The sequence below is a fragment of the Plantibacter sp. RU18 genome, assembly GCF_050613355.1.
Lineage (GTDB): Bacteria > Actinomycetota > Actinomycetes > Actinomycetales > Microbacteriaceae > Plantibacter.
In genome coordinates this window covers 1,814,333-1,836,424 of record NZ_CP159618.1, presented here as the reverse complement: position 1 = coordinate 1,836,424, position 22,092 = coordinate 1,814,333, and the positions used below count along the sequence as shown (strand labels likewise).

Sequence of the window (22,092 nt, the reverse complement as noted above, 5' to 3'; positions counted from 1 at the left end):
CGAGGTGACAGCGATCCGTCAGTGGCCCGTGAGCGCGCGCCAATAGGCTGATGCCATGGATTTCGCATTCCTCGCCGTCGTCGCAGTGGTGACGATCGTCGCCGTCGCCCGCTTCGCGAACAAGCTGCGCGTCGCCGCGCCGCTCATCCTGGTGCTCGTCGGTCTCGCGCTCAGCTATCTCCCGTTCGTCCCGGACGTCGAGGTCAAGCCCGAGTGGATCCTCGCCGGCGTGCTGCCGCCGCTCCTGTATTCAGCGGCCGTCAACGTTCCGCTGGTCGACTTCCGCCGCAACCTCAAGGCGATCTCCGGCCTGTCCGTCGTCCTCGTGGTCGTCTCCTCGGTGGTCATCGGGCTCATCCTCTCGACGATCCTCCCCGACCTGAGCCTCGCGGCCGGTATCGCGCTCGGTGCCGTCGTGAGCCCGACCGACGCCGTCGCAGCGACGTCGATCGGCAAGCGACTCGGCATGCCGTCCAGGCTCGTGAGCGTGCTCGAGGGCGAGAGCCTCGTGAACGACGCGTCGGCACTCGTGCTCCTCCGCTCCGCCATCGCCGCGACCGCGGGAACCGTGTCGCTCTGGGGGGTGCTCGGCGACTTCGCCTACGCGGTCTCGCTCGCCGTCGCGATCGGTGTCCTCGTCGGGTTCATCACCGTGCGCGTCCGGGCCCGGCTCGGCGACCCGGTCCTCACGACCGTCATCTCCTTCGCCGTCCCCTTCATCGCCTATCTGCCAGCCGAGCATTTCCACGCCTCCGGTGTCCTGTCGGTCGTGGTCGCGGGGCTCTACACCGGGCATCAGAGCGCAAGACGGTTCACCGCGCAGGATCGCATCAGCGAGCGCATCAACTGGCGGACGGCGCAGTTCCTGCTCGAGAACGGCGTGTTCCTCGTGATGGGCCTCGAACTCGAGGCCATCGTGTCGCAGGTCGAGCAGGACGACCTCGGCATCTGGTCGTCGATCGGGCTCGGCCTGCTCACCACCGTCACCCTCATCGTGCTGCGCATCGTCTTCGTCGGCTTCCTCGTGTGGTCGCTCAGGCGAGACGAACGGGAGGCGCTGTCCCGCCGACCACGACTGGACGAGTTCACCGCACGGCTCGACGACCGGACCTCGGACGATCCGCGGTTCGCGAAACGCAAGGCGGCGGTGTCGAGATCACTCGCCCGTCGCACGGCAGACCTCGACTTCCTGGAGCGCGAGGGTCTCGGCTGGCGGGGCGGTTCCGTGCTCGCCTGGGCGGGCATGCGAGGCGTCGTCACGATCGCCGCAGCCCAATCGCTGCCGCTCACGACGCCCTACCGGGCCGAGCTGGTGCTCATCGCGTTCACGGTCGCCATCGTGACCCTGCTGCTGCAGGGCGGCACACTCCCCCTCGTGATCCGGCTGAGCCGGGTCGGTGGAACTGACGAGGACGCCGCGCGCACGGAACTCGCGAACCTCGTCGCGGAGATCTCATCGACCGGGGTCGCCGCACTCGACGACCCGGAGCTGCGGACCGACGGCGACCGGCCTTTCGATGCAGCGGTCGTGGAGCGCGTGCGGGCCGGGAGCCTGATCAGAGTCGAGTCGGCGGCGGAGCAGACCGACGCGGGAGTCGGGCCGCACGAGCAGTACCGTCAGCTCCGGCGCCGGGTACTGGACGCCGAACGGGACGCACTGCTCGATGCGCGGGCCGCGGGAAGCTACAGCTCCGAGGTCCTCGCGAAGGCGCAGCGCATGCTCGACCTGGAGGAGTCACGCCTCGACGGCGCCGGTTGAGCCGGACGCCGTCGCTGGCACGGCCTACGCCGTCTCGTGCGTCGCCTGTGTGGCGCGGATGGACGCGAGGACCTGGTTCTTGAGGTCCTCAGGGGCGGCCTCCTTGCACGCACGTTGGACCGCTTCGGTCAGCGTCCGCGAGACGAGCGCCTCGTTCTGGCAGTCCGGGCAGTTCGCGAGGTGCTCGCGGATGTCCGCGGCCTCGGTCTTGCAGACCTCGTGCCGGAGGTACTCCTCGAGGTCCTTCTTGGCTTTGTCGCAGCCGCAGTCGCTCATTTCTTGCTCCCCTGCTTCGTCACGTTGAAGCCACGTGATTCGGCGTAGTCGGCCAACAGGTCGCGGAGGAGTCGCCGGCCACGGTGCAGACGACTCATCACGGTCCCGATGGGGGTCTTCATGATGTCGGCGATCTCCTGATAGGCGAAGCCCTCCACGTCTGCGAGGTACACCGCCAAACGGAAGTCCTCCGGGATGGCCTGCAGTGCGTTCTTCACGTCACTGTCCGGCAGGTGATCGATCGCTTCGGCCTCGGCGGACCGGCTCGCGGTGGCGCTGATCGACTCGGCACCACCCAGCTGCCAGTCCTCGAGATCGTCGATGGTGCCCTGGTACGGCTCGCGCTGCTTCTTCCGATACGTGTTGATGTACGTGTTCGTGAGGATGCGGTAGAGCCACGCCTTGAGGTTGGTGCCCTGTTCGAACTGAGCGAAGGCCGCGAACGCCTTGACGAAGGTCTCCTGGACGAGGTCCTGGGCGTCGGCCGGGTTCTTGGTCATGCGCATGGCAGCGCCGTACAGCTGGTCGATGAACGGCAGTGCCTGTGCTTCGAACAGTGATCGGGGGTCCGGCTGGGCCGGGAGGGCTTCTGGGTCGACGGAGGTCATCACCGGCCAGTCTACGGCCAGCGCCCGTCGGCCGTGATCGGCCTCCGTGGCCGGTCGTTCCAGTACCGCTGTGGACATCCGCTACTCCTTCTGCTCTCGACCCCGACTACTGTTGGAACCAATGTTGACCAATCCGTATTCCGCACCAGATTTCGACGTGTACGGCGATGCCGAACCCGAGCACGACGACACCGCCTGGCCGGCGCCCACTGCGGGCTCCCCGGTCGATGCGACCGTGTCGCTCCCCGGCTCCAAATCGCTCACGAACCGCGAGCTCGTCCTGGCCGCTCTGGCCGACGGCCCGTCGCTCCTCCGAGCCCCCCTGCACTCGATGGACAGCACCAACATGGTCGAGGCACTGCGTGCACTCGGGACGACCATCGAGGAACGTCCGGCGTCCGGGGCGTTCGGCAAGGACTGGCTGGTCACGCCCGCTGAAGAGCTCCTCGGCAGCACCACCGTCGAGTGCGGCCTCGCCGGCACCGTCATGCGGTTCATGCCTCCCGTCGCAGCCCTCGCCCTCGGCCCGACCGTGTTCGACGCCGACCCCTCGGCGAGGAACCGCCCGATGTCCACCATGATCGCCTCCCTCCAGGGACTCGGCGTGGACATCAGCGACGACGGCCGCAAGGCACTCCCCTTCACCGTGCACGGCACGGGGGCGGTCACCGGCGGCAAGCTGACCATAGACGCCTCGTCGTCGAGCCAGTTCGTGTCGGGGCTGCTGCTCGCCGCCGCACGCTTCGAGGAGGGCCTGCACCTGGTCCACGAGGGCGAGCGTCTGCCGAGTCTGCCGCACATCGAGATGACGATCGCCGCCTTGGCTGAACGAGGTGTGGTCGTGGAGCAGCCCGCTGTCGGCGAATGGGTCGTCGCCCCCGGCACCATCGGCGCTCGCGACGTCGACCTCGAACCCGACCTCTCGAACGCTGCTCCGTTCCTCGCAGCGGCACTCGTCACCGGCGGCAGCGTCACCCTGCGCGGGTGGCCGAGCTCGACCACGCAGGTCGGTGCAGATCTCGCTGAGCTGCTCCCGCGGTTCGGCGCCACGGTCTCCCTCGACGGCGACCGTCTCACGGTGACCGGCGGCGAGCGCATCACCGCAGTCGACATCGACCTCACGACCGGTGGTGAGCTCGCACCGGCGCTGACGGCACTCGCCGCTCTCGCCGACGGCCCGTCGACCATCACGGGCATCGGCCACATCCGCCACCACGAGACCGACAGGCTCGCCGCGCTCGCGACCGAGATCAACAAGCTCGGCGGCTCCGTCACCGAGCTGCCGGACGGTCTGCGCATCGAGCCTCGCCCGCTGCACGGCGGCGAATGGCTGAGCTATCACGATCACCGCATGGCGACCACCGGCGCGATCCTCGGGCTCGTCGTCCCCGGCATCACCATCGAGAACGTCGCGACGACCGCGAAGACGCTCCCGCAGTTCACCGAACTGTGGCACGCGATGCTCGAGGCATGATCCGATGAGCTGGTGGACCGACGGTGTAGACGATGACGACGAGTTGGAGATCGATGAGTCGAGCATCCGTGTCCGGCCGAACCCCAAAGCGAACCGTCCCCGCACGAAGACGCGGCCGGAACACCTCGATGCCCTCACTGCGCGGGTGCTGGCCGTCGACCGCGGGCGCTACACGGTCCTCCTCGACGAGGGCACGCCTGCTGAACGGGCGCTGACCTCGACCAGGGCCCGCGAGCTCCGCAAACAGCCGATCGTCACCGGCGACCGCGTCGACGTCGTCGGCGACACCTCGGGTGAGGAGGGGACCCTCTCCCGCATCGTCCGCATCGTGCCGCGCACCACGCTGCTCCGCCGAAGCGGCGACGACACCGACGCCATGGAGCGTGTCGTCGTCGCCAACGCCGACCAGATGCTCATCGTCGTGGCGGCGGCGAACCCCGAGCCGCGGGCCCGACTCGTCGACCGCTATCTCGTCGCAGCCTATGATGCCGGAATCACGCCGATCCTCTGCATCACGAAGACCGACCTCCAGAACCCCGACGAGTTCCTCGCGAACTTCGCGGGCCTCGGACTCCGGGTGTTCCGCAGCCGCGAGGACGACGTGCCGCTCGCGGAGATCACCGAGGCGCTCATCGATCACGACACGGTCTTCGTCGGGCACTCCGGGGTCGGCAAGTCGACGCTCGTGAACGCGCTCGTACCGACCGCGGAGCGCGCCACCGGCCACGTCAACCTCGTGACCGGACGCGGCCGTCACACTTCATCCTCCACCGTGTCGCTACGCATCGAATCCGAGTCCGGGTCCGGCTGGGTCATCGACACGCCTGGCGTGCGGTCGTTCGGGCTCGGCCACGTCGACACCGCCAACATCCTCAAATCCTTCACCGATCTCGCCGAGATCGCGCTCGAGTGTCCACGCGGGTGTACCCACCTTCCGGACGCCCCTGACTGTGCCATCGTCGAGGCCGTCGCGGAGGGCCGTCTCGGGGAGAACGGTGCGGCGAGGCTCGATTCGCTGCAGCGCCTCCTGTCGACCTTCGCCTCCATCAAGGCCGACCAGTACAGCTGACGGTCGACGTCGGTCGTGCGCTGCACGGCTCAGTAGGCTGGATGCATGTCCGAACCCTTCCGCCTGTCCGCCGGTGACCCGGCACCCGCTTTCACCCTCACCGACCAGGACGGCGCGCAGGTGTCCCTCGGCGACTACGCCGGGCAGCGCGTGATCCTGTACTTCTACCCTGCGGCGATGACGCCCGGCTGCACGACGCAGGCCTGCGACTTCCGCGACAACCTCGCGTCCCTCTCCGGAGCAGGCTTCGTCGTGCTCGGCGTCTCCAAGGACACGGTCGCCAAGCTGAAGGCGTTCCAACAGGAGGACGGCCTCACCTTCCCGCTCCTCAGCGACACCGATCTGGCAGTGCACGAGGCCTACGGTGCCTACGGCGAGAAGAACTCCTACGGCCGCATCGTGACGGGTGTCCTGCGTTCGACGTTCGTGATCGACGAGACCGGCACGATCACGCTCGCCCGCTACAACGTGAAGGCGACCGGGCACGTCAAGAGCCTGCGGAAGGCCCTCGGGCTCGACGCCTGAGGCAGGGCGCGCGCCACGATGTGATCTGCCCGGACGGCGGCCGCCCGACGCTGGTCAGAGCTCGCGGCGGGTCACGGCGGAGACGGCCGGCGTGAACAGCAGCCCGAGGACGACGAGCGACGGCACCAGCAGGCACCACCCGATCGCGGGCTGCGCGAACACTCCTTGGAACGCTCCGATGGCGACTGCGATCTGCACCAACTGCCAGGTGACCGCTCCGCCGCGGATCCAGCTGCGGCCGCGCACCGCTCCGATCGCGAGTGCGACGACGAAGGCCGTCGCGATGAGCAGGATGACGAAGATCGCGAGCGCGCTCGCGAACGATGCCGGCGTGGCCGACACCAGCTCGAACAGGAACCACGCCGACAGGCCGATCATGAAGACCGCCTCGGCGATCAGCAGCACGATGAACGCTCGCACGGCCGGGTGACGACGCCCCTCCGGGTTCGGCGCAGCAGGGGGGTTTCGATCGGTACTCACAGGGTTCACCCAAACTTGACTATTGATTTGCACTTACCGATATGAAACCATGTTTGAGGCCGACATGAGGTCCACGAGGGTGTGGGCAGATCCCGACTTCCGGACGATCATCCCCCTCGCATTTCGGCTTTCGCTTCCCGAGTCCCCTCACCCGGTTGAAGAAATCTCACCATGCAATAAAAGGAGCTCCCCTATGGATTGGCGCGATAAAGCTGCCTGCCTGACCGTCGACCCGGAACTGTTCTTCCCCGTCGGTAATACCGGTCCGGCGGTCGATCAGATCGACAAGGCGAAGGCCGTGTGCGCCACCTGCAGTGTCACCGAGCTCTGCCTGCAGTACGCCCTCGAGACCGGTCAGGACTCGGGTGTCTGGGGCGGCCTCAGCGAGGATGAGCGCCGCGCCCTGAAGCGCCGCGCAGCCCGCGCGCGCCGCGCCTCCTAGAACATCGCGGAAACCCCGGGTGCCTGACGGCCCCGGGGTTCTCGTCTGCCCTGCACCCGGACGGACCGCCTCAGCTCTTGGCGACCCAGCGCATCGGGATGGCGATCGTCACTTCCGTGCCGCTGCCCATGAGGGTGTGCCAGTCGATGGTGCCGCCGAGCTCACCCTGGATGAGCGTCCGGACGATCTGCGTGCCGAGACCGGAGCCGACCTTGCCCTCCGGCAGGCCGACGCCGTTGTCACGCACCTGGACGCTCAGCAGCTCGTCGGTGCGGTCGGCGGTGATCTCCACGTCGCCATCACGACCGTTCAGTCCGTGCTCGACCGCGTTCGTGACCAGTTCGGTGAGCGCGAGTGCGAGCGGTGTCGCGTATTCGCTCGGCAGCACGCCGAACGACCCCGACGACTTCGGACGAACGGTCGTGTTGTGCGAACTCGCGACCTCTGCGACGAGCAGGAGGACACGCTCGAACACCTCATCGAAATCGACGTTCTGGTTCAGTCCCTCTGACAGTGTGTCGTGGACGACTGCGATCGCCGCCACCCGCCGCATCGCTTGCGTGAGTGCATCGTGGGCGTCCTCGGAGTGCGTCCGGCGAGCCTGGATCCGCAGCAGCGAGGCGACGGTCTGCAGGTTGTTCTTCACCCGGTGGTGGATCTCCCGGATGGTCGCGTCCTTGGTGATGAGCTCCTGCTCCTGGTGTCGGAGTTCACTGACGTCGCGACAGAGGACGATGGCACCGACCCGCTCGCCGCGGCTGCGGAGGGGGATGGCACGGAGCGAGACGGTGACACCCTTGTCCTCGATGTCGGTGCGCCATGGAGCGCGTCCGGTGACGACGAGCGGCAGCGACTCGTCCACGGTGACGGTGCCGGTACCCGAGAGCAGGTGTGTCGTGACGTCGGCGAGCGACTCCCCCTCGAGTTCCTCCGCGAAGCCGATGCGGTTGAAGGCCGAGAGGGCGTTCGGGCTCGCGAACGTGACCGTACCGTCCACATCCAGACGGATCAGGCCGTCGCTCGCACGCGGAGCACCACGGCGTGGACCGGTGGGCGCGCCGAGATCCGGGAAGTCACCGACGGCGATCATCTCGAAGAGGTCGCTCGCGCAATCGTTGAAGGTGAGTTCCTGACGGCTCGGCGTCCGGGCTTCACCGAGGTTGGTGTGCCGGGTGATGACCGCGATCGGCCCGTCGGCATTCGTCTTCTCGGTGGGCGAGATCCGACGCGCGACGGGGACGGCGCGGACGCGCGTCGGCGTCTCCTCATACCAGTCCGGTGCGGAGGATTCGATGATCCGACCGCTCTCGAAACAATCGGTGACCTGCTTGCGCCATTCCTGTTTGATGGATTGGCCGACGAAGTCACGATAGAAGAGTGTCGCTGCACTCGACGGGCGCGAATGCGCCACCGCGATGAAGCTTCCTGAATCAGTTGGGACCCAGATGACGATATCGGCGAATGCGAGATCGGCGAGGAGTTGGCTGTCGGCGAGTAGCATATGCAGCCACTCGACGTCGGCCGCGCTGGAGCGGCCCTGGGCGAGAACGAGATCACTGAGCGTCGACACGATTCCCAGTCTAGGGTCGTCTCGCTGCGGAACGGACCGACGATCGAGCCGCGGGAGGCGGGGAAGCCTGCGCCGGGCGCGTGCAACGGGAGGTGAAGACCCGCTGGACGCCGCCCGGCGGCCCGCTGACTCAGTTTGCGGCGCGGTAGGCGTCCTGGACCGTCTGGGGGATCCGGCCCCGCGAGGAGACGGCGTGTCCGTTCTTGGCGGCCCACTCGCGGATGGCCGCAAGGTTCTCGGCGCTGTTGCGCGTGCCCGCGCTCGATGTACGGCGACCACGCTTGACGGGACGCCCAGCGCCGACGTACGGCTTCAAGGACTCGCGCAATGTCGCGGCGTTCGCCTGACCGAGATCGATCTCGTATTCGGTTCCATCAATTGCAAAACGGATCGTCTCGCCGTCGCCGGAAGCGAGTTCGCTCCCGTCGAGGTCGTCGATGTACGTTGTGGTGACTTTCTGAGCCATTGGTTCCTCCCGGAGAATGCCGTCGTGAATCCGACGATAGCTCGAGCATATCGATATGCATCGCATGGTCGCGCCTATTCGTGGGCATTCGATGTTATTCATCACTTGGCGGCTATCTCAACCCGACCATTCGAATGCACCGAGCGAGAGAAGCTGATAAGACTTAGTCAATCGCCCAATTCAATTCATGCGTTCAGAACGGAGCATCAGCCGCGTCGAGCGACTCCCCCTCGGAGACCTCGTCGACGCTCGTCTCGGGCCGCGCGACGAGTCGTCTCCCCCTCCGATGCGGAGGCCGGTATCAGCCGGGCCGAGACGAAACGTCGGAGCGCCACCGCGAGCGCCCCTCTCGGCGCATGATCGCGGAGCGTGCTGCCGGAGATCACCGCGGCATCGACTGCTCGCTGGTCCTCCGGCAACAGCGCCGCGGCCTCGATCCCGCCGAATCGGGACAGCGTCGAGGCCAACTGCCCCGCCGGCCCGACGCCGAGCGCGACCGAGCGGAGGCGGTTGACGACGACGACGACCCGCGCCGGATCGACGAGCTCGACCAGCTCGACGTGCCCGCGGAGCAGACGGGTGATGCCGACCGGATCTGCGGAGCCGACCTCGACGACCTGGTCAGCGACGCCGAGCACGGCGAAGGCTGCCCCGTTGCGACGGGGGGCGAACAGGTCGCTCGAGATCTCCTCGTCTGCCTCGATGCAGAAACCGGTGTCGACGACCACGTCGTCCATCCACTCCCGGCATCGCGCGAGCGTCGTCTCGACGCGGGCTGCTGCGAGCTCAGGCCACCGCGCCGCACGCGAGATGCCCGTCAGCACGCGGAAGGATCCGGCGTCCGAGTGATGCACGAGTGCGATCCGATCCAGCTGTTCCTCGTCGAGCGCGTCGCTGGCGGCAAGCCTGCAGGCAGCAGCGAACCCGGGAGCCTCGTCCAGCAGCCCGAGCATGGCGGCGACGGAGGACCCGTAGGTGTCTGCGTCGACGAGCAGGACCCGTCTTCCGCGGGCGGCGAGTTCGCTCGCGATCCCGGCGGCGATCGTGGTGACGCCGGGTGAGCCGGCGCCACCCCAGACCGCGATCACCCGCCCGGGCGCTCGGTCGGGGTGACCCTCCTCCGTGGTCGGCCCGATGGAGCCCATGGCCCGTTCGAGGTCATCGGGATCCGCCGGGAGGAGCACGATGTCGAGCAATCCGAGCGCAGCAGCATGGCGCCTCTCGGCCTCGCCGGAGGCGAGTGCCACGACGCGCGTCCCCACGCCGTCGGCTGCATCGATGACGCCGGGCGTCAACGCCTCACCGGCCGACACCAGGAGGACGTCGACTGGGACGCCTGCAGTGATCCGTCCCGACAATTCGGCGGCGTCATGACAGCGCCAGGCGACCCGGTGTCCGAGCTCGAGCATCGTCGCGAGGATCTCACCCTCGATCCGGGGCGAAAGCGCGAGGCCGACCCGCCGCATCAGCGCGCACCAGGCTCGGTCGGGACGACCGACAGGAGGTGGCCCGCCGCCATGGCAGCGAGCACATCCGCCACGGAGGACCGAGGGAGGGCGAGTTCCAGCGCGGTCGACCCGCCTCTGGCGAGGAACCCCTCCTCCTCGCTCGCCCGGACCACGGTCGCTGCGGCGACGAGCACCTCGGGCACACCGTAGCCGTCCGTGACGGGGGCTGCAGCCCACAGATCGACGACGGCGCCGGTGGCGACGTCTGCGCCGAGTCTTCCCGACGGCTCCACCACGAGTGTCGTGATGCCGAGTGATGCTGCGGCGTCGAGTGCGGCGACGGGCACGAGCTCCCCTGCTGCGACGGTCCGGGTGACGATCAGGTCGCGACTGGGCATCGTGTCCGCTGCGAGATACCCGCTCTCCGCTGCACCCAGCCGGATGTCGACCACATGCAGCTTCGCGTGGTCGAGTGCAGTGCCAGGCGTGAGCGTCTCGGTCGCCACGTAGACGGGCACCGTCCGGCTCGAGGTCGTGACCAGCCACCACACACCGACGATCGAGACGACGACGAGCATGAGACCGAGCACGAAGCGCGGGTCGACCCAGATGTTGGCCCTCCGCCAGGGACGCTTGCGGGCAGCCTGCCCGCGAGCCGACCGCTCACTCGCACCCGTCCGGTCCGATCCTGTGTCGGCAGTCGACACACCCGCGCCGGCCTCTGCTCGCCGTTCCATTCCCCGCACCATCTCCTCCTTGCAGATGCGCCACGCGCCGCATCGCGTCCTATGGTGCCCGGACGGGCGAGCTGGCGCGAAAGTTATCCACAACCCCGGAGCCGGTGGACGCCCGCGAGGATAATCGAGGGATGGAACTGCAGCGCGACTCCGCCCGACTCGGCCGATTCCTCACCATGGCGGACGCCGCCGAGGTCTTGAACGTGTCGGCTCGGGACATCGCCGAGCTGATCACCAGTGGCGAGCTCCCAGCCATCCGCGTCGGTGCCAGCGGGCCCTGGCGGATCGAGTTGTCGGCGCTCGAGGCGTTCATCTCCGGACGATACGAGGCAGCCCGCCGCGAGGGCCTCTGGCACGAGGCGCAGTTCTCGGAGCTGCCGGAGTTCTCCGGCGCCCCGACCCTCAGACCACTGCTCCCGGTCGACTGAACCGCGCAGCACACGAGGCGTCACCGCCGGTCAGGCACCGCGCTCGACGAGGACGATCTCCGCGAATGCGACGACCCTGATCTGAGCGATGTCCTTCGCTCGCCGCACCGCCCCGGCCTCGTGGACGGCGAGGTCGAGATGATCCCGCCCGACCCTGTCGATCGTGCCGTTCCATCGCCCGCTCCGGGTGTGCACGACGACCCCTGCGCGCCGGCGGCAGAGGTCGCGAAGCAGGAACGAGATCGTCAGTCGATCGAGCAGGCTCGGCTGCTGCTGCCCCACCTCGTCGAGACTCCAGTCGGCCTGCGCCGGGCTCAGGCCGATCGCGGCCACCGCATGGAGCGGCACGACGAGCTCGCACTGGTCGTCGTGGCCCGAAGTCGCCTGGAACCAGTCCTTCCCGAGGCTCCGGACTCGGAGCCTCCGGGTCGTGCCATCGACCAGTTCGACCGCGAGCACCTCACCGGCCCCTCGCTCGAACTGGAGCGCCTGGAGACGGTCGCGCAGCGTCAGGCGACCACGGCGCAGGCGCTCGGCCTCGAGCCGGACCCCGGCGTCGTCCGCGTCGAGTTCGTGGTCGAGCTGGCCCGCGAGGTCGTCGAACAGGCTGTCCCAGCGCATCCTCCGACGCTAGTGGCCGAAGCCGCTCCGCCTCGCGAGTTCTCCACAGGCGGGTTCACAACTGGACAGGATGCATTTCACATGCTTGATTTAACATGCCACACTCGGTCGACCGACTCGCGATCGCTGAGAACACCCCGCGGAGGAACAATGACCACCGTCGCCCACCCCCTCGATGACGACGATCCCCATCCACGCGCCCCTCTCCGGGCCACCCCGCCGCTCCCGGAGCGTCGCACTCGGGAGCCACGCACCGGCGTCCGGCCGGGCACCGATGAATTCTTCGCCCATCAGCAGGCACCCCGGGCCGAGCTCCCCGACCCCAGGCCACTGCTCGAGAATCTCACCCGCAGTGTCATCGAGGTGATCGCCGGGGCGAGGGACCTCACGCAGCTCGCACGCTGGATCACGGCGGACGTCCACAGTGTGCTGGTGAAACGAGTCATCCTGGCTGAGCGGGCGCGACGCGTGCGCGGCGTCCCGGGAAGTATCCCCGTCATCTCCATCGGAAGCGTCACGATGTCCGAGCCTCGGGACGGCGTGGTCGAATCCGTCGTCATGGTGCACGGTCGCGCGCGCTCCCGAGCCGTGGCCATCCGACTCGAGGGCCTGGACGGCCGCTGGCGCGCGACATCCATCAGCGTGCTCTGAGCGGACCGCGACAGACAGGCAGAGCCCGCCCCAACCGTGCGACACGGTTCGGGCGGGCTCGAGGCCGTGCCGACTACTTCTTCTTGCCCGTCTTCCTGCGGTCGGCCCGGTTGGTCGGCGCAGGAGCCGCGTCCTCCGACTTCTGGCCGAACGCTCCGCGCGCCGCCGGAGCCGCGGGGGGCTGCTCGGTGGCAGCCGTCGTCTGCTGGAGGCGCTGCGCCCGTTCGGTCGCAGCCTTCTCGATCTGTCCGCGCTGGTTCCGGACCTCCACCCCGCCCTGCTCGCTCGGGGCCGAGTAGCTGAGCTTCTCGGTGTCCGGCGTCTCCTGGGTCAGGCCCTTCGCCGTGATCGCCGGTGCAGCGACGCCCTCGGAGACCTCCCCGTTGACCTCGACCTCGAGGTTGAAGAGGAACCCGACGCTCTCCTCACGGATCTGGCCCATCATCTGCTGGAACATCGCGTAGCCTTCGCGCTGGTACTCGACCAACGGGTCGCGCTGCGCCATGGCGCGGAGGCCGATGCCGTCCTTGAGGTAGTCCATCTCGTAGAGGTGGTCGCGCCAGCGCCGGTCGATGACCTGGAGCACGACACGGCGCTCGAGCTCACGCATGGCGGGCTCGCCGAGGGATTCCTCGCGGTCGGTGTAGGCGAGCTTGGCATCGGAGAGGATCTCGCGTCGCATGAAGTCACGGTTGATGCGACCCTTCGCACCGGCTTCCTGCACGACCTCGTCGATCGTGAGGCCGACGGGGTAGAGCGTCTTCAGCTCGGCCCACAGGGCGTCGAAGTCCCAGTCGTCGCCGTTCCCCTCACCGGTGTGCTCATCGAGCACGTCGTCGACGACGCTCTCGAGGAACTTCTGTGCACGGTCCTGGAGGTCGTCTCCCTCGAGGATGTGGCGGCGGTCGGAGTAGATGGCCTCCCGCTGACGGTTCAGGACGTCGTCGTACTTGAGGACGTTCTTCCGGATCTCGGCGTTCCGCGCCTCGACCTGCGACTGCGCACTCCGGATGGCGCGGCTGACGATCTTCGACTCGATCGCGAGGTCGTCCGGCACGTTCTGGCGCCCCATGAGGCTCTCCGCTGCGCCCGCATTGAACAGACGCATGAGGTCGTCCGTCAGCGAGAGGTAGAAACGACTCTCACCCGGGTCTCCCTGACGGCCTGACCGTCCACGCAACTGGTTGTCGATGCGACGCGACTCGTGACGCTCGGTACCCAGGACATAGAGACCTCCAGCATCGATGACCTTGTCGGCCTCCACCTTGACGCCGGCCTTGACCGTCGTGAAGACGGCGTCCCACTCGGCTTCGTACTCGTCCGGGGTGTCGATCGGGCTGAGGCCCTTCGCGTTCATCTCGGCGACCGCGAGGAACTCCGCGTTGCCGCCGAGCATGATGTCGGTTCCACGACCGGCCATGTTGGTGGCGACCGTGACGGAGCCGAGACGACCGGCCTGGGCGATGATCGCCGCCTCACGCGCGTGGTTCTTCGCATTGAGGACCTCGTGCTTGACGCCCTTCTTGGCGAGCAGGCGGGAGAGGTATTCGCTCTTCTCCACGCTCGTGGTACCCACCAGGACCGGCTGGCCCGCCTCGTGACGCACGACGATGTCCTCGACGACCTGCGCGAACTTCGCCTCTTCGTTCTTGTAGACGAGGTCGGACTGGTCGAGACGCTGCATCGGACGGTTCGTCGGGATCGGGACGACGCCGAGCTTGTACGTCGACATGAACTCCGCGGCCTCGGTCTCGGCGGTGCCGGTCATGCCGGAGAGCTTCTCGTACAGGCGGAAGTAGTTCTGCAGGGTCACCGTCGCGAGCGTCTGGTTCTCTGCCTGGACGGCGACACCCTCCTTGGCCTCGATCGCCTGGTGGATACCCTCGTTGTAGCGTCGTCCGACGAGGATGCGGCCGGTGTGCTCGTCGACGATGAGCACCTCGCCGTTCATGACGACGTAGTCCTTGTCCTTCTTGAACAGCGCGCGAGCCTTGATGGCGTTGTTCAGGAAGGAGATGAGCGGCGTGTTCGCCGACTCGTAGAGATTGTCGATACCGAGGTAGTCTTCGACCTTCTCGATCCCCGGTTCGAGCACACCCACGGTGCGCTTCTTCTCGTCGACCTCGTAGTCATCACCGGCGTCGAGGCGGACGGCGAGACGCGCGAACTCCTGGAACCAGCGGTTGGCCTCACCGGACGCCTTGCCGGAGATGATGAGCGGGGTGCGCGCCTCGTCGATGAGGATCGAGTCGACCTCGTCGACGACGGCGTAGAAGTGGCCGCGTTGCACCATGTCCTTCGCCTGCCACGCCATGTTGTCGCGTAGGTAGTCGAAGCCGAACTGGTTGTTGGTGCCGTACGTGATGTCGGCCGCATACTGCTCGCGGCGCTGCTCGGGGGTCTGCCCCTCGACGATCACGCCGGTGGTCATGCCCAGCGCGCGGAACACGCGGCCCATGATCTCCGACTGGTAGGACGCCAGGTAGTCGTTGACCGTGACGATGTGGACACCCTTGCCGGCGATGGCGTTCAAGTACGCGGGGAGGGTGGCGACGAGCGTCTTCCCCTCACCGGTCTTCATCTCGGCGATGTTGCCGAGGTGGAGGGCGGCGCCGCCCATGATCTGCACGTCGAAGTGGCGCATGCCGATGGTACGGCGTGCGGCCTCGCGCACGGCGGCGAACGCTTCGGGCAGGAGGTCGTCGAGGGTCTCGCCGTTCTCGTAGCGCTCACGCAGCTCGACGGTCTCGCTCTTCAGCTCCTCGTCGCTCAGCTCGGTGAAGTCGTCCTCGAGGGCGTTGACCGCCTTGGTGAGGCTCTGCAACTTCCGGAGGATGCGCCCTTCGCCGACGCGGAGGATCTTCTCAAGTGGTGAGGCCACGAATTGCTCTCCATTACGTGTTCCTGGTCTCCGCTCCGATCGAGTGATCGGAACGGACGGGGCGCGCCCGAACGGGGCAGTCCTCTCATCATGTTAGCGGGGAGTGGCTTGAGTGGAGCCTGTGTATCTACTGCCCGATATGCGCGGACGGAGCGCCGTCGTCGTGCCGGCACCCGTCCTGACTAGGCTGGCAAGACAGTACGCCGTAGGCATTTCATGGAGGTTCGATGTCGGTCAAGCACGGTCTCCTCGCGATCCTCGCGACGGGCGACGACTACGGGTATCGGCTCCGGGGCGAGTTCGACCGGCGAACCGGGCCCGCCACCTCCCTGAACGTCGGCCAGGCGTACGCCACGCTCGACCGCCTCGAGCGCGACGGCCTCGTCGAGCGAGCTGACGTCGACGCGCACGGCCATGTCTTCTACCGGATCACTGCGGACGGGCGCGCCGCACTCGATCGCTGGTGGGTGAGCCCGGTCACCGCGAGCGCCGGCCGGGACGAACTGTCGAGCAAGATCTCCCTCGCTGCGTCCCTCGCCGGCGTGGACGCGCTCGGCGTCATCGCCGTCCAGCGCGCCTGGGCGCTCGACGCGGTCCAGCGCCTCGACGAGGAACTGGCGGGGTTGGAGACGACGCCGGAGGGCGATGTCGCCTGGATCGGCCTGGAGGCCAGGCGCTCACGCGGTGTCGCAGAGCTGGCGTGGCTCGATGCGACCGCCGGGCGCCTCGCCGCACGTGACGCGCACTTCCCGTCCGGCACGGACATGCCACGACGCGGCCGTCCGGCGAACCGGACGACCGCGTCGGCGTTGGCGTCGGGCAATCAGCCCGCGGATGCTTCGAGACTGATCACGCCGTAGTCCCAACCCTTGCGGCGATAGACCACGCTCGCGCGCTCGGACTGCGCATCGATGAACAGGAAGAAGTCGTGCCCGACGAGCTCCATGCGGTCGACTGCATCTTCGAGGCTCATCCACTCCGCCGGAAACTCCTTCGTGCGGATGACGACCGGGCTGTACGCCTCGGGTTCGTCGTCCTCGTGCGTCAGTGTCGCGACGCTCCCGGTCGCGACCTGCTCGATGAGCTCGGGGGCTGCTGGCGTCACGTCCACACCACTGAAACCTGCACTCGTGGCTGCATGCAGCGAGGTGCGGTGCTTCCCGCGGTGGACCTTCTTGCGGTCCTTCGAGCGGCGCACGCGCTCCAGCAGTCGAGCGATCGCGAGATCGAAGGCGACGTACTTGTCGGAGCCGACCGACTCCGCCCGAACCAGCGGACCTGGGCCGACGAGCGTGAGTTCCACGCGGTCCTCGCCCTTGCGTCCATTGGCATCATGATGGCGCGAGACCTTGATGTCGAGCGATTGCGCCTGCTCGACCAGGTGGGCCACCTTCTCCGATTTCTCGGTCGCGTACTCGCGGAACCGATCGGTGATGCCGAGTCCAAGTCCGACGATGTTGATATCCACGTTCGACCTCCTCATCCGGCTGACCACCCGGTCTCGGGCGGTCCTTTCACGCCGTGTCCTGCCACCGTAGTGCCCGAGCCTGCGGATGTCATCAGAAGAGTTCCTGAAGTGTTCATCGAAGCCCTCCAGCGGCGGTTGCGGCATTATGGGAGCACACGCGCGAGCGCCACGACGGCCGATACCGTGCCGCCGCCGGCGCGGATCGCGCGGGCTGCCTCCTGCGCTGTGGCACCGGTGGTCACGACGTCTTCGACGAGGAGGAACCGCCGATGCGCGAGATCCGCGCGTGCCACCAGGGCTCCGGCGAGGTTGCTGAATCGATCGATGCGGCCGAAGTCCCGCTGATCGGCCGGTTCTCGCGCCCAGCACAATGGCCTGGCCGGACGCGCTCCCAGCCGACGCACCAGAAGCTCGAGGGGATGGAAACCACGATCCATCGCGGCTCGACGCCTCGCTGGGACCGTCGCGACCTCCACCGCCGGGCCGTGCCGACCGCCCGTACCCTCAACTTCGGCTCCGGCTTCGGCTTCGGCTTCGGCTTCGGCGAGCACCGTCTCGAACGCCGGGCGCATCGCCGCCGCGAGCGGTCGCAGCAGGCCGATACGGGCCTCCTGCTTGTAGGCGAGCAGGACCGATGCCGTCAACCGGTCGTAGCGGCGGGTGGCGGCGCCCGGGGTTCCGTCGGGGAACGTCCAGCGCACGCCTTCCGGAGCATCCGGCGACGAGATCAGGCGGTGACGACATGTCGCGCACAGCTCGCGATCCGGTGCGCCGCAGGCGGCGCAGGACACGGGGACCAGCACGGCCCAGGCATCGAGCACCGCGTCCGCGGTCAACCGGGCGAGCGTGGGCGGACGAGGATCTTCTGACATGGTCCGATGGTGCCGGTCCCATGCGCACGATCTCGACCGTTCGCGCCCGGACGGCACGACCCGGCTCGCCCCGGACCCTGTGGAGCACGTCCGATCAATCCGGTGACCCGAGCTGTGTGGCGATGAACCGCACCTCGTCACCCGCCTCCTGCCAGCTCGCCCCCCGTGGGAGCAGCAGCTTCCCGTCCGCGGTGATCGCACGCAGCTGCGTCAACCCGTTCCCGCCCACGAGGTTGACGACGTCGGCGAGCGGCGTCACGGGGGCCGACCTGCCACCGATCTGCTGGGTGACGATCGTCGCGGCAGCTGCGTCGTCGAGGAGGACGGCGACAGTGATGTCGTCGATCCAGGTGACCGTGTCAGCCTCCTGGGACATGACCCGCAACTCGACGGGGTCTCCGAGTCGGGTCGGCGCATTGCGATCGCCGCGGATGATGGCCGCCGCGACGAGCCGCGACTGCGCGCCGTCCCGGAGCAGCGCGACGAGCCTCGTACCCTCCCGCGAGATCTGGATCGAGCTGATCGAGGCGGCGCCCGTCCAACTCGTCGCGACCTGGACGGAGCCCCCTGCCGCGTCGTGGGCGAGGAGCGCGGTCGGAGCGGCCGACGGGACGGTCCATGTGAAGCCGAACGGATCCATCGTGGGCGGCAGGAGCCCCGGTCTGGCATCGACCACCCGGGCATCGCCGTCGGACTGGATGACGGTGACGCCGGCAGCGGATCGGACCGCGACCTGTCCATGGTCGGCCGAGAGCACCGCGGCGTCTGCCGACGCCGCGACGACGGCCGCCGAGATACCCGGCACGCCCTCGATCTCGTCGCCCGAGGCGAAGCCGAACTGGTCGCCGCGTTGGATGAGCGCTCGCGAATCCACTCGCGGCGCCGCCATCGTCAGTGTCGACACGGTCTGGGTCGAGTTGCCGACGACCGTGATCGCCACGTTGGAGACCGCCGCCACTCCCCCGATGCTGCCCGACAGTTGCACGAGGCTGCTGCTCAGTTGCAGCTGCATCCGCTGCAGGGTCACCGCGTCGGCCTGCAGCGCCGGCTTCGTGAGGTCGACCCGCGCCGTGCCCGCTTCAACCGGCACCGCGTCGCTCGTGAGCGCCGTTCCCTCGGGGAATGCCGTCGCGACAGCGCCCTTCAACCATTCGGCCGGCCCGTCGAGGAGCGCGCCGACGATCCGCGTCGCCGTCGACGCTCGCGAGGGGAACCATCGCTGATCGGGGACGAGCCTGCTGTAGCTCGGGTCGAAGAAGCTCAACGAATACGCGGCGAAGACGTCGGTGAAGGTGGACGACTCCAGCACGATGCCCGGCGGGGCCTCGGCGATCCGCCACTCACCGCGCACCTGCACGAAGGTGTAGTTCCAGCTGAGGGGCGAGGAGTTCGCCGATTCGCGGTACTCCCCACGATCGTCGACGGCAGCCACCGGGTTGACGGTGAGCTGCACGGAGTCGGCGACGGCGGTGAAGGCTCGCCCGCCCTGGTCGATCGTGACACCGGCGTCGGGATCCCACTGGGAACGGTCGTCGGGTGCGAGGAACTCCCGGGCGATCTCGTAGTTGTTCTGCGGGCTCGCCGCAGCGTCGATGAATCCACGCAGGATCTGCTCCTGCGTCGCCCCTTCCGTCGGACCCGGTGCGATGAAGTTGACGTCCACATCACCGCCCTCGCCTTCCACGGTGCCTCCGTCCTGCACGGATCCGCTGCGCGGGATGCCGACACAGGCGCTCAGCGCGACGATCAGGACCAGGGGAAGGACGACGGTGAGCGCGCGCCTCACGCCCGACCGTCTCCTCGGCATCGTCATCGCGTCCTCAACCACGAGCATCATCCTGTCGGTCCTGGGGTCGCGGGACGATCGGGAGCGATCTCGTCTGCGGGACGGTGAGCTCGTCGACGATCGACTCGATGGCGTCGTCCGGCGGCAGGCTGATGGGCGAGCGGACGATCTCGGTGCCGGGTTCTCGCGGAATCGTCAGCCGGAAGGAAGAGCCGCCTGCAGGCTCCGACCAGACCTCGAGCCAACCCTCGTGCAGGACTGCGTCCTCGAGGGAGATGGCGAGCCCCAGCCCGGTCCCGCCGATGGTGCGTTTCCGGGACGGATCGGCTCGCCAGAACCGGTCGAACACCCGCTCGGTGGCCTCGCGTGACATCCCCTGTCCGTAGTCGCGGACCGCCAGTGCGACCGAGGACTCGTTGCTGTCCACGGACACGACGATCGGTTTGCCCTCGCCGTGCTCGATCGCGTTGCCGACGAGGTTCCGGACGATGCGACGGATCCGCCTCGGGTCCATCGCCACCGCCGCGTACCCGCCGGGAGCGACGATCCGCAGATCGGAGCCCGTGGGCTCCGCGAGCGGTCGCAACTCCTCGACGACATCCTCTGCGAGGCGCACAAGGCTCGTCGGTTCGAGGTCGAGTTCGATGCTGCCGGCATCGTACCGGCTGATCTCCAGGAGGTCGGCGAGGAGGATCTCGAAGCGGCCGACCTGGTCGTGGAGGAGTTCCGCCGTCCGTTCCGTCGCCGGGGGGAAGGTGTCACGTTGGTCGTAGAGGACGTCGCCCGCGAGCCGGATCGTCGTGAGCGGCGTGCGCAGCTCGTGAGACACGTCGGAGACGAAACGCTGCTGCACGAGTGACAGATCGGCCAGCTCCTTGATCTGCTTCTGCATGCTGGCCGCCATCCCGTTGAACGAGCGGGCGAGGGTCGCCAATTCGTCCTCCCCCTTCTCCGGCATACGCACATCGAGGTTGCCGTCGGCCAGCCGCTGACTGGTCTCGGCTGCGGACCGGATCGGCGTGGCGACGAAGCGGACCACGAGCCAGGCAGCACCGCCGACGAGGATCATGAGGCCGATGCCGGCGAGGAAGAGCGTGCGCTGGACGAACCCGAGCGTCTGTTCGGACTCGCTGAGGTCGTAGCCCAGGTAGATCTCATAGGAACCGGCGGTCGGCATGGAGATCTCAGAACCGATCACGATGCCCGCCGTCGACGTACCATCCGCACCCGTGAGCGTCACCGACTGCCAGTGCAGTGAGTCCGGGTCCGCTCTGACGGCAGCGTGCAGCGCGTCGGTGATCACACCGTCCGCGAGTCCGGGCGACTCGAATCCCGGCGGTGTGACCTGACTGAAATCCTGGCCCGGCGCGCGGTAGGCGGCGATGAGGTTGCTGCCCGAGGTCGCCTGGAGGTCGGTGCGGACGGCGCCCATGAGCTGCTGGAGGGCGACCCGCTCGCTGGCGTCGGACGCGTCGAGGATGCTCTGCGCAGAGGCGAAGGCGCGGCCCGAGCCGGCGAGCGCCTGCTGCAGTCTCGACTGGAAGAGGTCGTTGCCGATGCTGAAGGACAGGTACGCACCGGTGAGCAGGATCGCGAGCCCGGACAGTCCGACGGTGATCGCGACGGTACGGAACTGCAGCGAACGCCGCCACTGCGAGCGCACCTGCCGCGGCCAGCTCGGCCAGAGGCGCCAGTCGAGCGCCCAGCCCGCGAGTCGGGAGGCCATGCGGGGCTAGCCGGTGACGGCACCGGCGCGATAGCCGACGCCTCGCACCGTCATGACGATCTTCGGGTTGTCCGGATCTTCTTCGACTTTTGCCCGCAGCCGCTGCACATGGACGTTCACGAGCCGCGTGTCCGCCTTGTAGTGGTAGCCCCAGACCTGCTCGAGCAGCATCTCCCGGGTGAACACCTGCTGTGGTTTGCTCGCGAGCGCGAGCAGGAGGTCGAACTCGAGCGGGGTGAGCCCGATCACTCCGTCGGCGCGTCGGACCTCGTGCCCTGCCACGTCGACCGTGAGGTCGCCGATGCGGAGGGTCTCGCCGATGTCGGCGGCGGGCGCCCGGAGCCTCGTGCGGATACGGGCCACGAGCTCCTTCGGGTTGAACGGCTTCACCATGTAGTCGTCTGCACCGGATTCGAGGCCCTTGACCACGTCGGCGGTGTCCGACTTGGCCGTCAGCATGATGACCGGTACGCCGGACTCCTGTCGGATGAGCCGGCAGACCTCGATGCCGTCGATGCCCGGGAGCATGAGGTCGAGCAGGACGAGGTCTGGCTTCGTGTCGCGGAACGCCTGCAGCGCACCGCCGCCATCCGCGCAGAACGACGGTTCGAAGCCTTCGGTGCGCAGCACGATGCCGATCATCTCGGCGAGTGCGGTGTCGTCGTCGACGACGAGGATGCGTGCGTTCATAGCTCCGTCTCGGGTGTGACCGACCGGCGGCGCTGCCTGACCGGTGTCCATGCGTCTTGCCTCAGCGTAGTCGAAGTGTCCACGGGAACCGCCGAACCACCGGTCATGGCTGCCG

22 protein-coding genes are annotated in these 22,092 nt (G+C 68.1%); 8 read left to right on the top strand and 14 right to left on the bottom strand.

What is annotated here, in order from left to right; all coding sequences use genetic code 11:
* Positions 1 to 55: 55 nt before the first annotated feature.
* Positions 56 to 1,759: a cation:proton antiporter gene (locus ABMA10_RS08900; protein WP_347870400.1), complete on the top strand. Its 1,704-nt coding sequence runs from the start codon at positions 56 to 58 to the stop codon at positions 1,757 to 1,759.
* Between the two features lie 24 nt (positions 1,760 to 1,783).
* On the opposite strand, the gene ABMA10_RS08895 is transcribed toward ABMA10_RS08900, so the two are convergent.
* Complete coding sequence (locus tag ABMA10_RS08895) at positions 1,784 to 2,035, bottom strand: zf-HC2 domain-containing protein (protein WP_347870399.1); 252 nt, start codon at positions 2,033 to 2,035, stop codon at positions 1,784 to 1,786.
* The gene (locus tag ABMA10_RS08890; protein ID WP_414693725.1) at positions 2,032 to 2,721 is read right to left on the bottom strand and encodes a sigma-70 family RNA polymerase sigma factor; all 690 of its coding nucleotides are present in this window, start codon (positions 2,719 to 2,721) and stop codon (positions 2,032 to 2,034) included. Before ABMA10_RS08890 ends, ABMA10_RS08895 begins: the two co-directional genes overlap by 4 nt.
* Before the next feature lie 43 nt (positions 2,722 to 2,764).
* On the opposite strand from ABMA10_RS08890, the gene aroA reads away from it, so the two are divergent.
* Genes aroA through bcp form a run of 3 tightly spaced genes read left to right on the top strand, consistent with a single transcriptional unit; the run spans position 2,765 to position 5,711 of the window.
* Entirely contained in the window at positions 2,765 to 4,117 is a 1,353-nt protein-coding gene (gene aroA / locus ABMA10_RS08885) for a 3-phosphoshikimate 1-carboxyvinyltransferase (protein WP_347870398.1), read from the top strand.
* 4 nt (positions 4,118 to 4,121) lie between these two features.
* Positions 4,122 to 5,186, top strand: a complete 1,065-nt coding sequence (gene rsgA / locus ABMA10_RS08880) for a ribosome small subunit-dependent GTPase A (RefSeq protein WP_347870397.1) — start codon at positions 4,122 to 4,124, stop codon at positions 5,184 to 5,186.
* 45 nt (positions 5,187 to 5,231) lie between these two features.
* Positions 5,232 to 5,711 (top strand): thioredoxin-dependent thiol peroxidase, encoded by a 480-nt coding sequence (gene bcp, locus ABMA10_RS08875; protein WP_347870396.1) that lies wholly within the window; start codon positions 5,232 to 5,234, stop codon positions 5,709 to 5,711.
* Between the two features lie 54 nt (positions 5,712 to 5,765).
* Here the strand turns inward: bcp and ABMA10_RS08870 are convergent, their stop codons facing one another.
* Positions 5,766 to 6,191 (bottom strand): hypothetical protein, encoded by a 426-nt coding sequence (locus ABMA10_RS08870; RefSeq protein WP_347870395.1) that lies wholly within the window; start codon positions 6,189 to 6,191, stop codon positions 5,766 to 5,768.
* Between the two features lie 193 nt (positions 6,192 to 6,384).
* On the opposite strand from ABMA10_RS08870, the gene ABMA10_RS08865 reads away from it, so the two are divergent.
* Positions 6,385 to 6,633 (top strand): WhiB family transcriptional regulator, encoded by a 249-nt coding sequence (locus ABMA10_RS08865; RefSeq protein WP_056012627.1) that lies wholly within the window; start codon positions 6,385 to 6,387, stop codon positions 6,631 to 6,633.
* A gap of 70 nt (positions 6,634 to 6,703) precedes the next feature.
* On the opposite strand, the gene ABMA10_RS08860 is transcribed toward ABMA10_RS08865, so the two are convergent.
* From ABMA10_RS08860 to ABMA10_RS08845, 4 genes are all read right to left on the bottom strand, one after another.
* Positions 6,704 to 8,203 carry a sensor histidine kinase gene (locus ABMA10_RS08860; RefSeq protein WP_056012629.1) on the bottom strand — a complete coding sequence of 500 codons (1,500 nt, stop codon included), beginning with the start codon at positions 8,201 to 8,203 and terminating at the stop codon, positions 6,704 to 6,706.
* Positions 8,204 to 8,333: 130 nt separating this feature from the next.
* Positions 8,334 to 8,669 carry a histone-like nucleoid-structuring protein Lsr2 gene (locus tag ABMA10_RS08855; protein WP_347870394.1) on the bottom strand — a complete coding sequence of 112 codons (336 nt, stop codon included), beginning with the start codon at positions 8,667 to 8,669 and terminating at the stop codon, positions 8,334 to 8,336.
* A 206-nt stretch (positions 8,670 to 8,875) separates the two neighbouring features.
* A complete protein-coding gene (locus ABMA10_RS08850; RefSeq protein WP_347870393.1) occupies positions 8,876 to 10,135 on the bottom strand; it encodes an AAA family ATPase in 1,260 nt (419 codons plus the stop codon).
* A complete protein-coding gene (locus ABMA10_RS08845; RefSeq protein ID WP_347870392.1) occupies positions 10,135 to 10,854 on the bottom strand; it encodes a hypothetical protein in 720 nt (239 codons plus the stop codon). Before ABMA10_RS08845 ends, ABMA10_RS08850 begins: the two co-directional genes overlap by 1 nt.
* Before the next feature lie 131 nt (positions 10,855 to 10,985).
* On the opposite strand from ABMA10_RS08845, the gene ABMA10_RS08840 reads away from it, so the two are divergent.
* The gene (locus tag ABMA10_RS08840) at positions 10,986 to 11,282 is read left to right on the top strand and encodes a helix-turn-helix domain-containing protein (protein WP_347870391.1); all 297 of its coding nucleotides are present in this window, start codon (positions 10,986 to 10,988) and stop codon (positions 11,280 to 11,282) included.
* A 30-nt stretch (positions 11,283 to 11,312) separates the two neighbouring features.
* Here the strand turns inward: ABMA10_RS08840 and ABMA10_RS08835 are convergent, their stop codons facing one another.
* Positions 11,313 to 11,903: a hypothetical protein gene (locus ABMA10_RS08835; protein WP_347870390.1), complete on the bottom strand. Its 591-nt coding sequence runs from the start codon at positions 11,901 to 11,903 to the stop codon at positions 11,313 to 11,315.
* A gap of 150 nt (positions 11,904 to 12,053) precedes the next feature.
* Between ABMA10_RS08835 and ABMA10_RS08830 the strand changes: the two genes are divergently transcribed.
* Positions 12,054 to 12,554, top strand: coding sequence for an Rv3235 family protein (locus ABMA10_RS08830; RefSeq protein ID WP_347870389.1), 501 nt, complete (start codon positions 12,054 to 12,056; stop codon positions 12,552 to 12,554).
* 73 nt (positions 12,555 to 12,627) lie between these two features.
* Here ABMA10_RS08830 and secA read toward each other — a convergent pair whose 3' ends face one another.
* Positions 12,628 to 15,435: a preprotein translocase subunit SecA gene (gene secA / locus ABMA10_RS08825; protein ID WP_347870388.1), complete on the bottom strand. Its 2,808-nt coding sequence runs from the start codon at positions 15,433 to 15,435 to the stop codon at positions 12,628 to 12,630.
* 227 nt (positions 15,436 to 15,662) lie between these two features.
* On the opposite strand from secA, the gene ABMA10_RS08820 reads away from it, so the two are divergent.
* The gene (locus tag ABMA10_RS08820; protein ID WP_347870387.1) at positions 15,663 to 16,295 is read left to right on the top strand and encodes a PadR family transcriptional regulator; all 633 of its coding nucleotides are present in this window, start codon (positions 15,663 to 15,665) and stop codon (positions 16,293 to 16,295) included.
* Here ABMA10_RS08820 and hpf read toward each other — a convergent pair.
* The 5 genes from hpf to mtrA form a co-directional block, all read right to left on the bottom strand.
* Positions 16,259 to 16,903 carry a ribosome hibernation-promoting factor, HPF/YfiA family gene (hpf, locus tag ABMA10_RS08815; protein WP_347870386.1) on the bottom strand — a complete coding sequence of 215 codons (645 nt, stop codon included), beginning with the start codon at positions 16,901 to 16,903 and terminating at the stop codon, positions 16,259 to 16,261. The two genes, ABMA10_RS08820 and hpf, sit on opposite strands and share 37 nt — an antisense overlap.
* Before the next feature lie 143 nt (positions 16,904 to 17,046).
* A complete protein-coding gene (locus ABMA10_RS08810; RefSeq protein WP_347870385.1) occupies positions 17,047 to 17,775 on the bottom strand; it encodes a ComF family protein in 729 nt (242 codons plus the stop codon).
* Positions 17,776 to 17,869: 94 nt separating this feature from the next.
* Positions 17,870 to 19,612 carry an LpqB family beta-propeller domain-containing protein gene (locus tag ABMA10_RS08805; RefSeq protein WP_431031435.1) on the bottom strand — a complete coding sequence of 581 codons (1,743 nt, stop codon included), beginning with the start codon at positions 19,610 to 19,612 and terminating at the stop codon, positions 17,870 to 17,872.
* Positions 19,596 to 21,287, bottom strand: a complete 1,692-nt coding sequence (mtrB, locus tag ABMA10_RS08800) for an MtrAB system histidine kinase MtrB (protein WP_347870383.1) — start codon at positions 21,285 to 21,287, stop codon at positions 19,596 to 19,598. The genes ABMA10_RS08805 and mtrB overlap by 17 nt, the downstream gene beginning before the upstream one ends.
* 6 nt (positions 21,288 to 21,293) lie before the next feature.
* Positions 21,294 to 21,977, bottom strand: coding sequence for an MtrAB system response regulator MtrA (gene mtrA / locus ABMA10_RS08795; RefSeq protein WP_347870382.1), 684 nt, complete (start codon positions 21,975 to 21,977; stop codon positions 21,294 to 21,296).
* Positions 21,978 to 22,092: the final 115 nt, after the last annotated feature.

What these genes read in the sequence shown, in the direction of transcription:
- ABMA10_RS08900 (WP_347870400.1), top strand. Translation starts at nt 56, where the DNA reads ATGGATTTCGCATTCCTCGCCGTCGTCGCAGTGGTGACGATCGTCGCC.
- ABMA10_RS08895 (WP_347870399.1), bottom strand. Translation starts at nt 2,035, where the DNA reads ATGAGCGACTGCGGCTGCGACAAAGCCAAGAAGGACCTCGAGGAGTAC.
- ABMA10_RS08890 (WP_414693725.1), bottom strand. Translation starts at nt 2,721, where the DNA reads ATGTCCACAGCGGTACTGGAACGACCGGCCACGGAGGCCGATCACGGC.
- aroA (WP_347870398.1), top strand. Translation starts at nt 2,765, where the DNA reads ATGTTGACCAATCCGTATTCCGCACCAGATTTCGACGTGTACGGCGAT.
- rsgA (WP_347870397.1), top strand. Translation starts at nt 4,122, where the DNA reads ATGAGCTGGTGGACCGACGGTGTAGACGATGACGACGAGTTGGAGATC.
- bcp (WP_347870396.1), top strand. Translation starts at nt 5,232, where the DNA reads ATGTCCGAACCCTTCCGCCTGTCCGCCGGTGACCCGGCACCCGCTTTC.
- ABMA10_RS08865 (WP_056012627.1), top strand. Translation starts at nt 6,385, where the DNA reads ATGGATTGGCGCGATAAAGCTGCCTGCCTGACCGTCGACCCGGAACTG.
- ABMA10_RS08855 (WP_347870394.1), bottom strand. Translation starts at nt 8,669, where the DNA reads ATGGCTCAGAAAGTCACCACAACGTACATCGACGACCTCGACGGGAGC.
- ABMA10_RS08850 (WP_347870393.1), bottom strand. Translation starts at nt 10,135, where the DNA reads ATGCGGCGGGTCGGCCTCGCGCTTTCGCCCCGGATCGAGGGTGAGATC.
- ABMA10_RS08845 (WP_347870392.1), bottom strand. Translation starts at nt 10,854, where the DNA reads ATGGAACGGCGAGCAGAGGCCGGCGCGGGTGTGTCGACTGCCGACACA.
- ABMA10_RS08840 (WP_347870391.1), top strand. Translation starts at nt 10,986, where the DNA reads ATGGAACTGCAGCGCGACTCCGCCCGACTCGGCCGATTCCTCACCATG.
- ABMA10_RS08835 (WP_347870390.1), bottom strand. Translation starts at nt 11,903, where the DNA reads ATGCGCTGGGACAGCCTGTTCGACGACCTCGCGGGCCAGCTCGACCAC.
- ABMA10_RS08830 (WP_347870389.1), top strand. Translation starts at nt 12,054, where the DNA reads ATGACCACCGTCGCCCACCCCCTCGATGACGACGATCCCCATCCACGC.
- ABMA10_RS08820 (WP_347870387.1), top strand. Translation starts at nt 15,663, where the DNA reads ATGTCGGTCAAGCACGGTCTCCTCGCGATCCTCGCGACGGGCGACGAC.
- ABMA10_RS08810 (WP_347870385.1), bottom strand. Translation starts at nt 17,775, where the DNA reads ATGTCAGAAGATCCTCGTCCGCCCACGCTCGCCCGGTTGACCGCGGAC.
- ABMA10_RS08805 (WP_431031435.1), bottom strand. Translation starts at nt 19,612, where the DNA reads ATGATGCTCGTGGTTGAGGACGCGATGACGATGCCGAGGAGACGGTCG.
- mtrB (WP_347870383.1), bottom strand. Translation starts at nt 21,287, where the DNA reads ATGGCCTCCCGACTCGCGGGCTGGGCGCTCGACTGGCGCCTCTGGCCG.
- mtrA (WP_347870382.1), bottom strand. Translation starts at nt 21,977, where the DNA reads ATGAACGCACGCATCCTCGTCGTCGACGACGACACCGCACTCGCCGAG.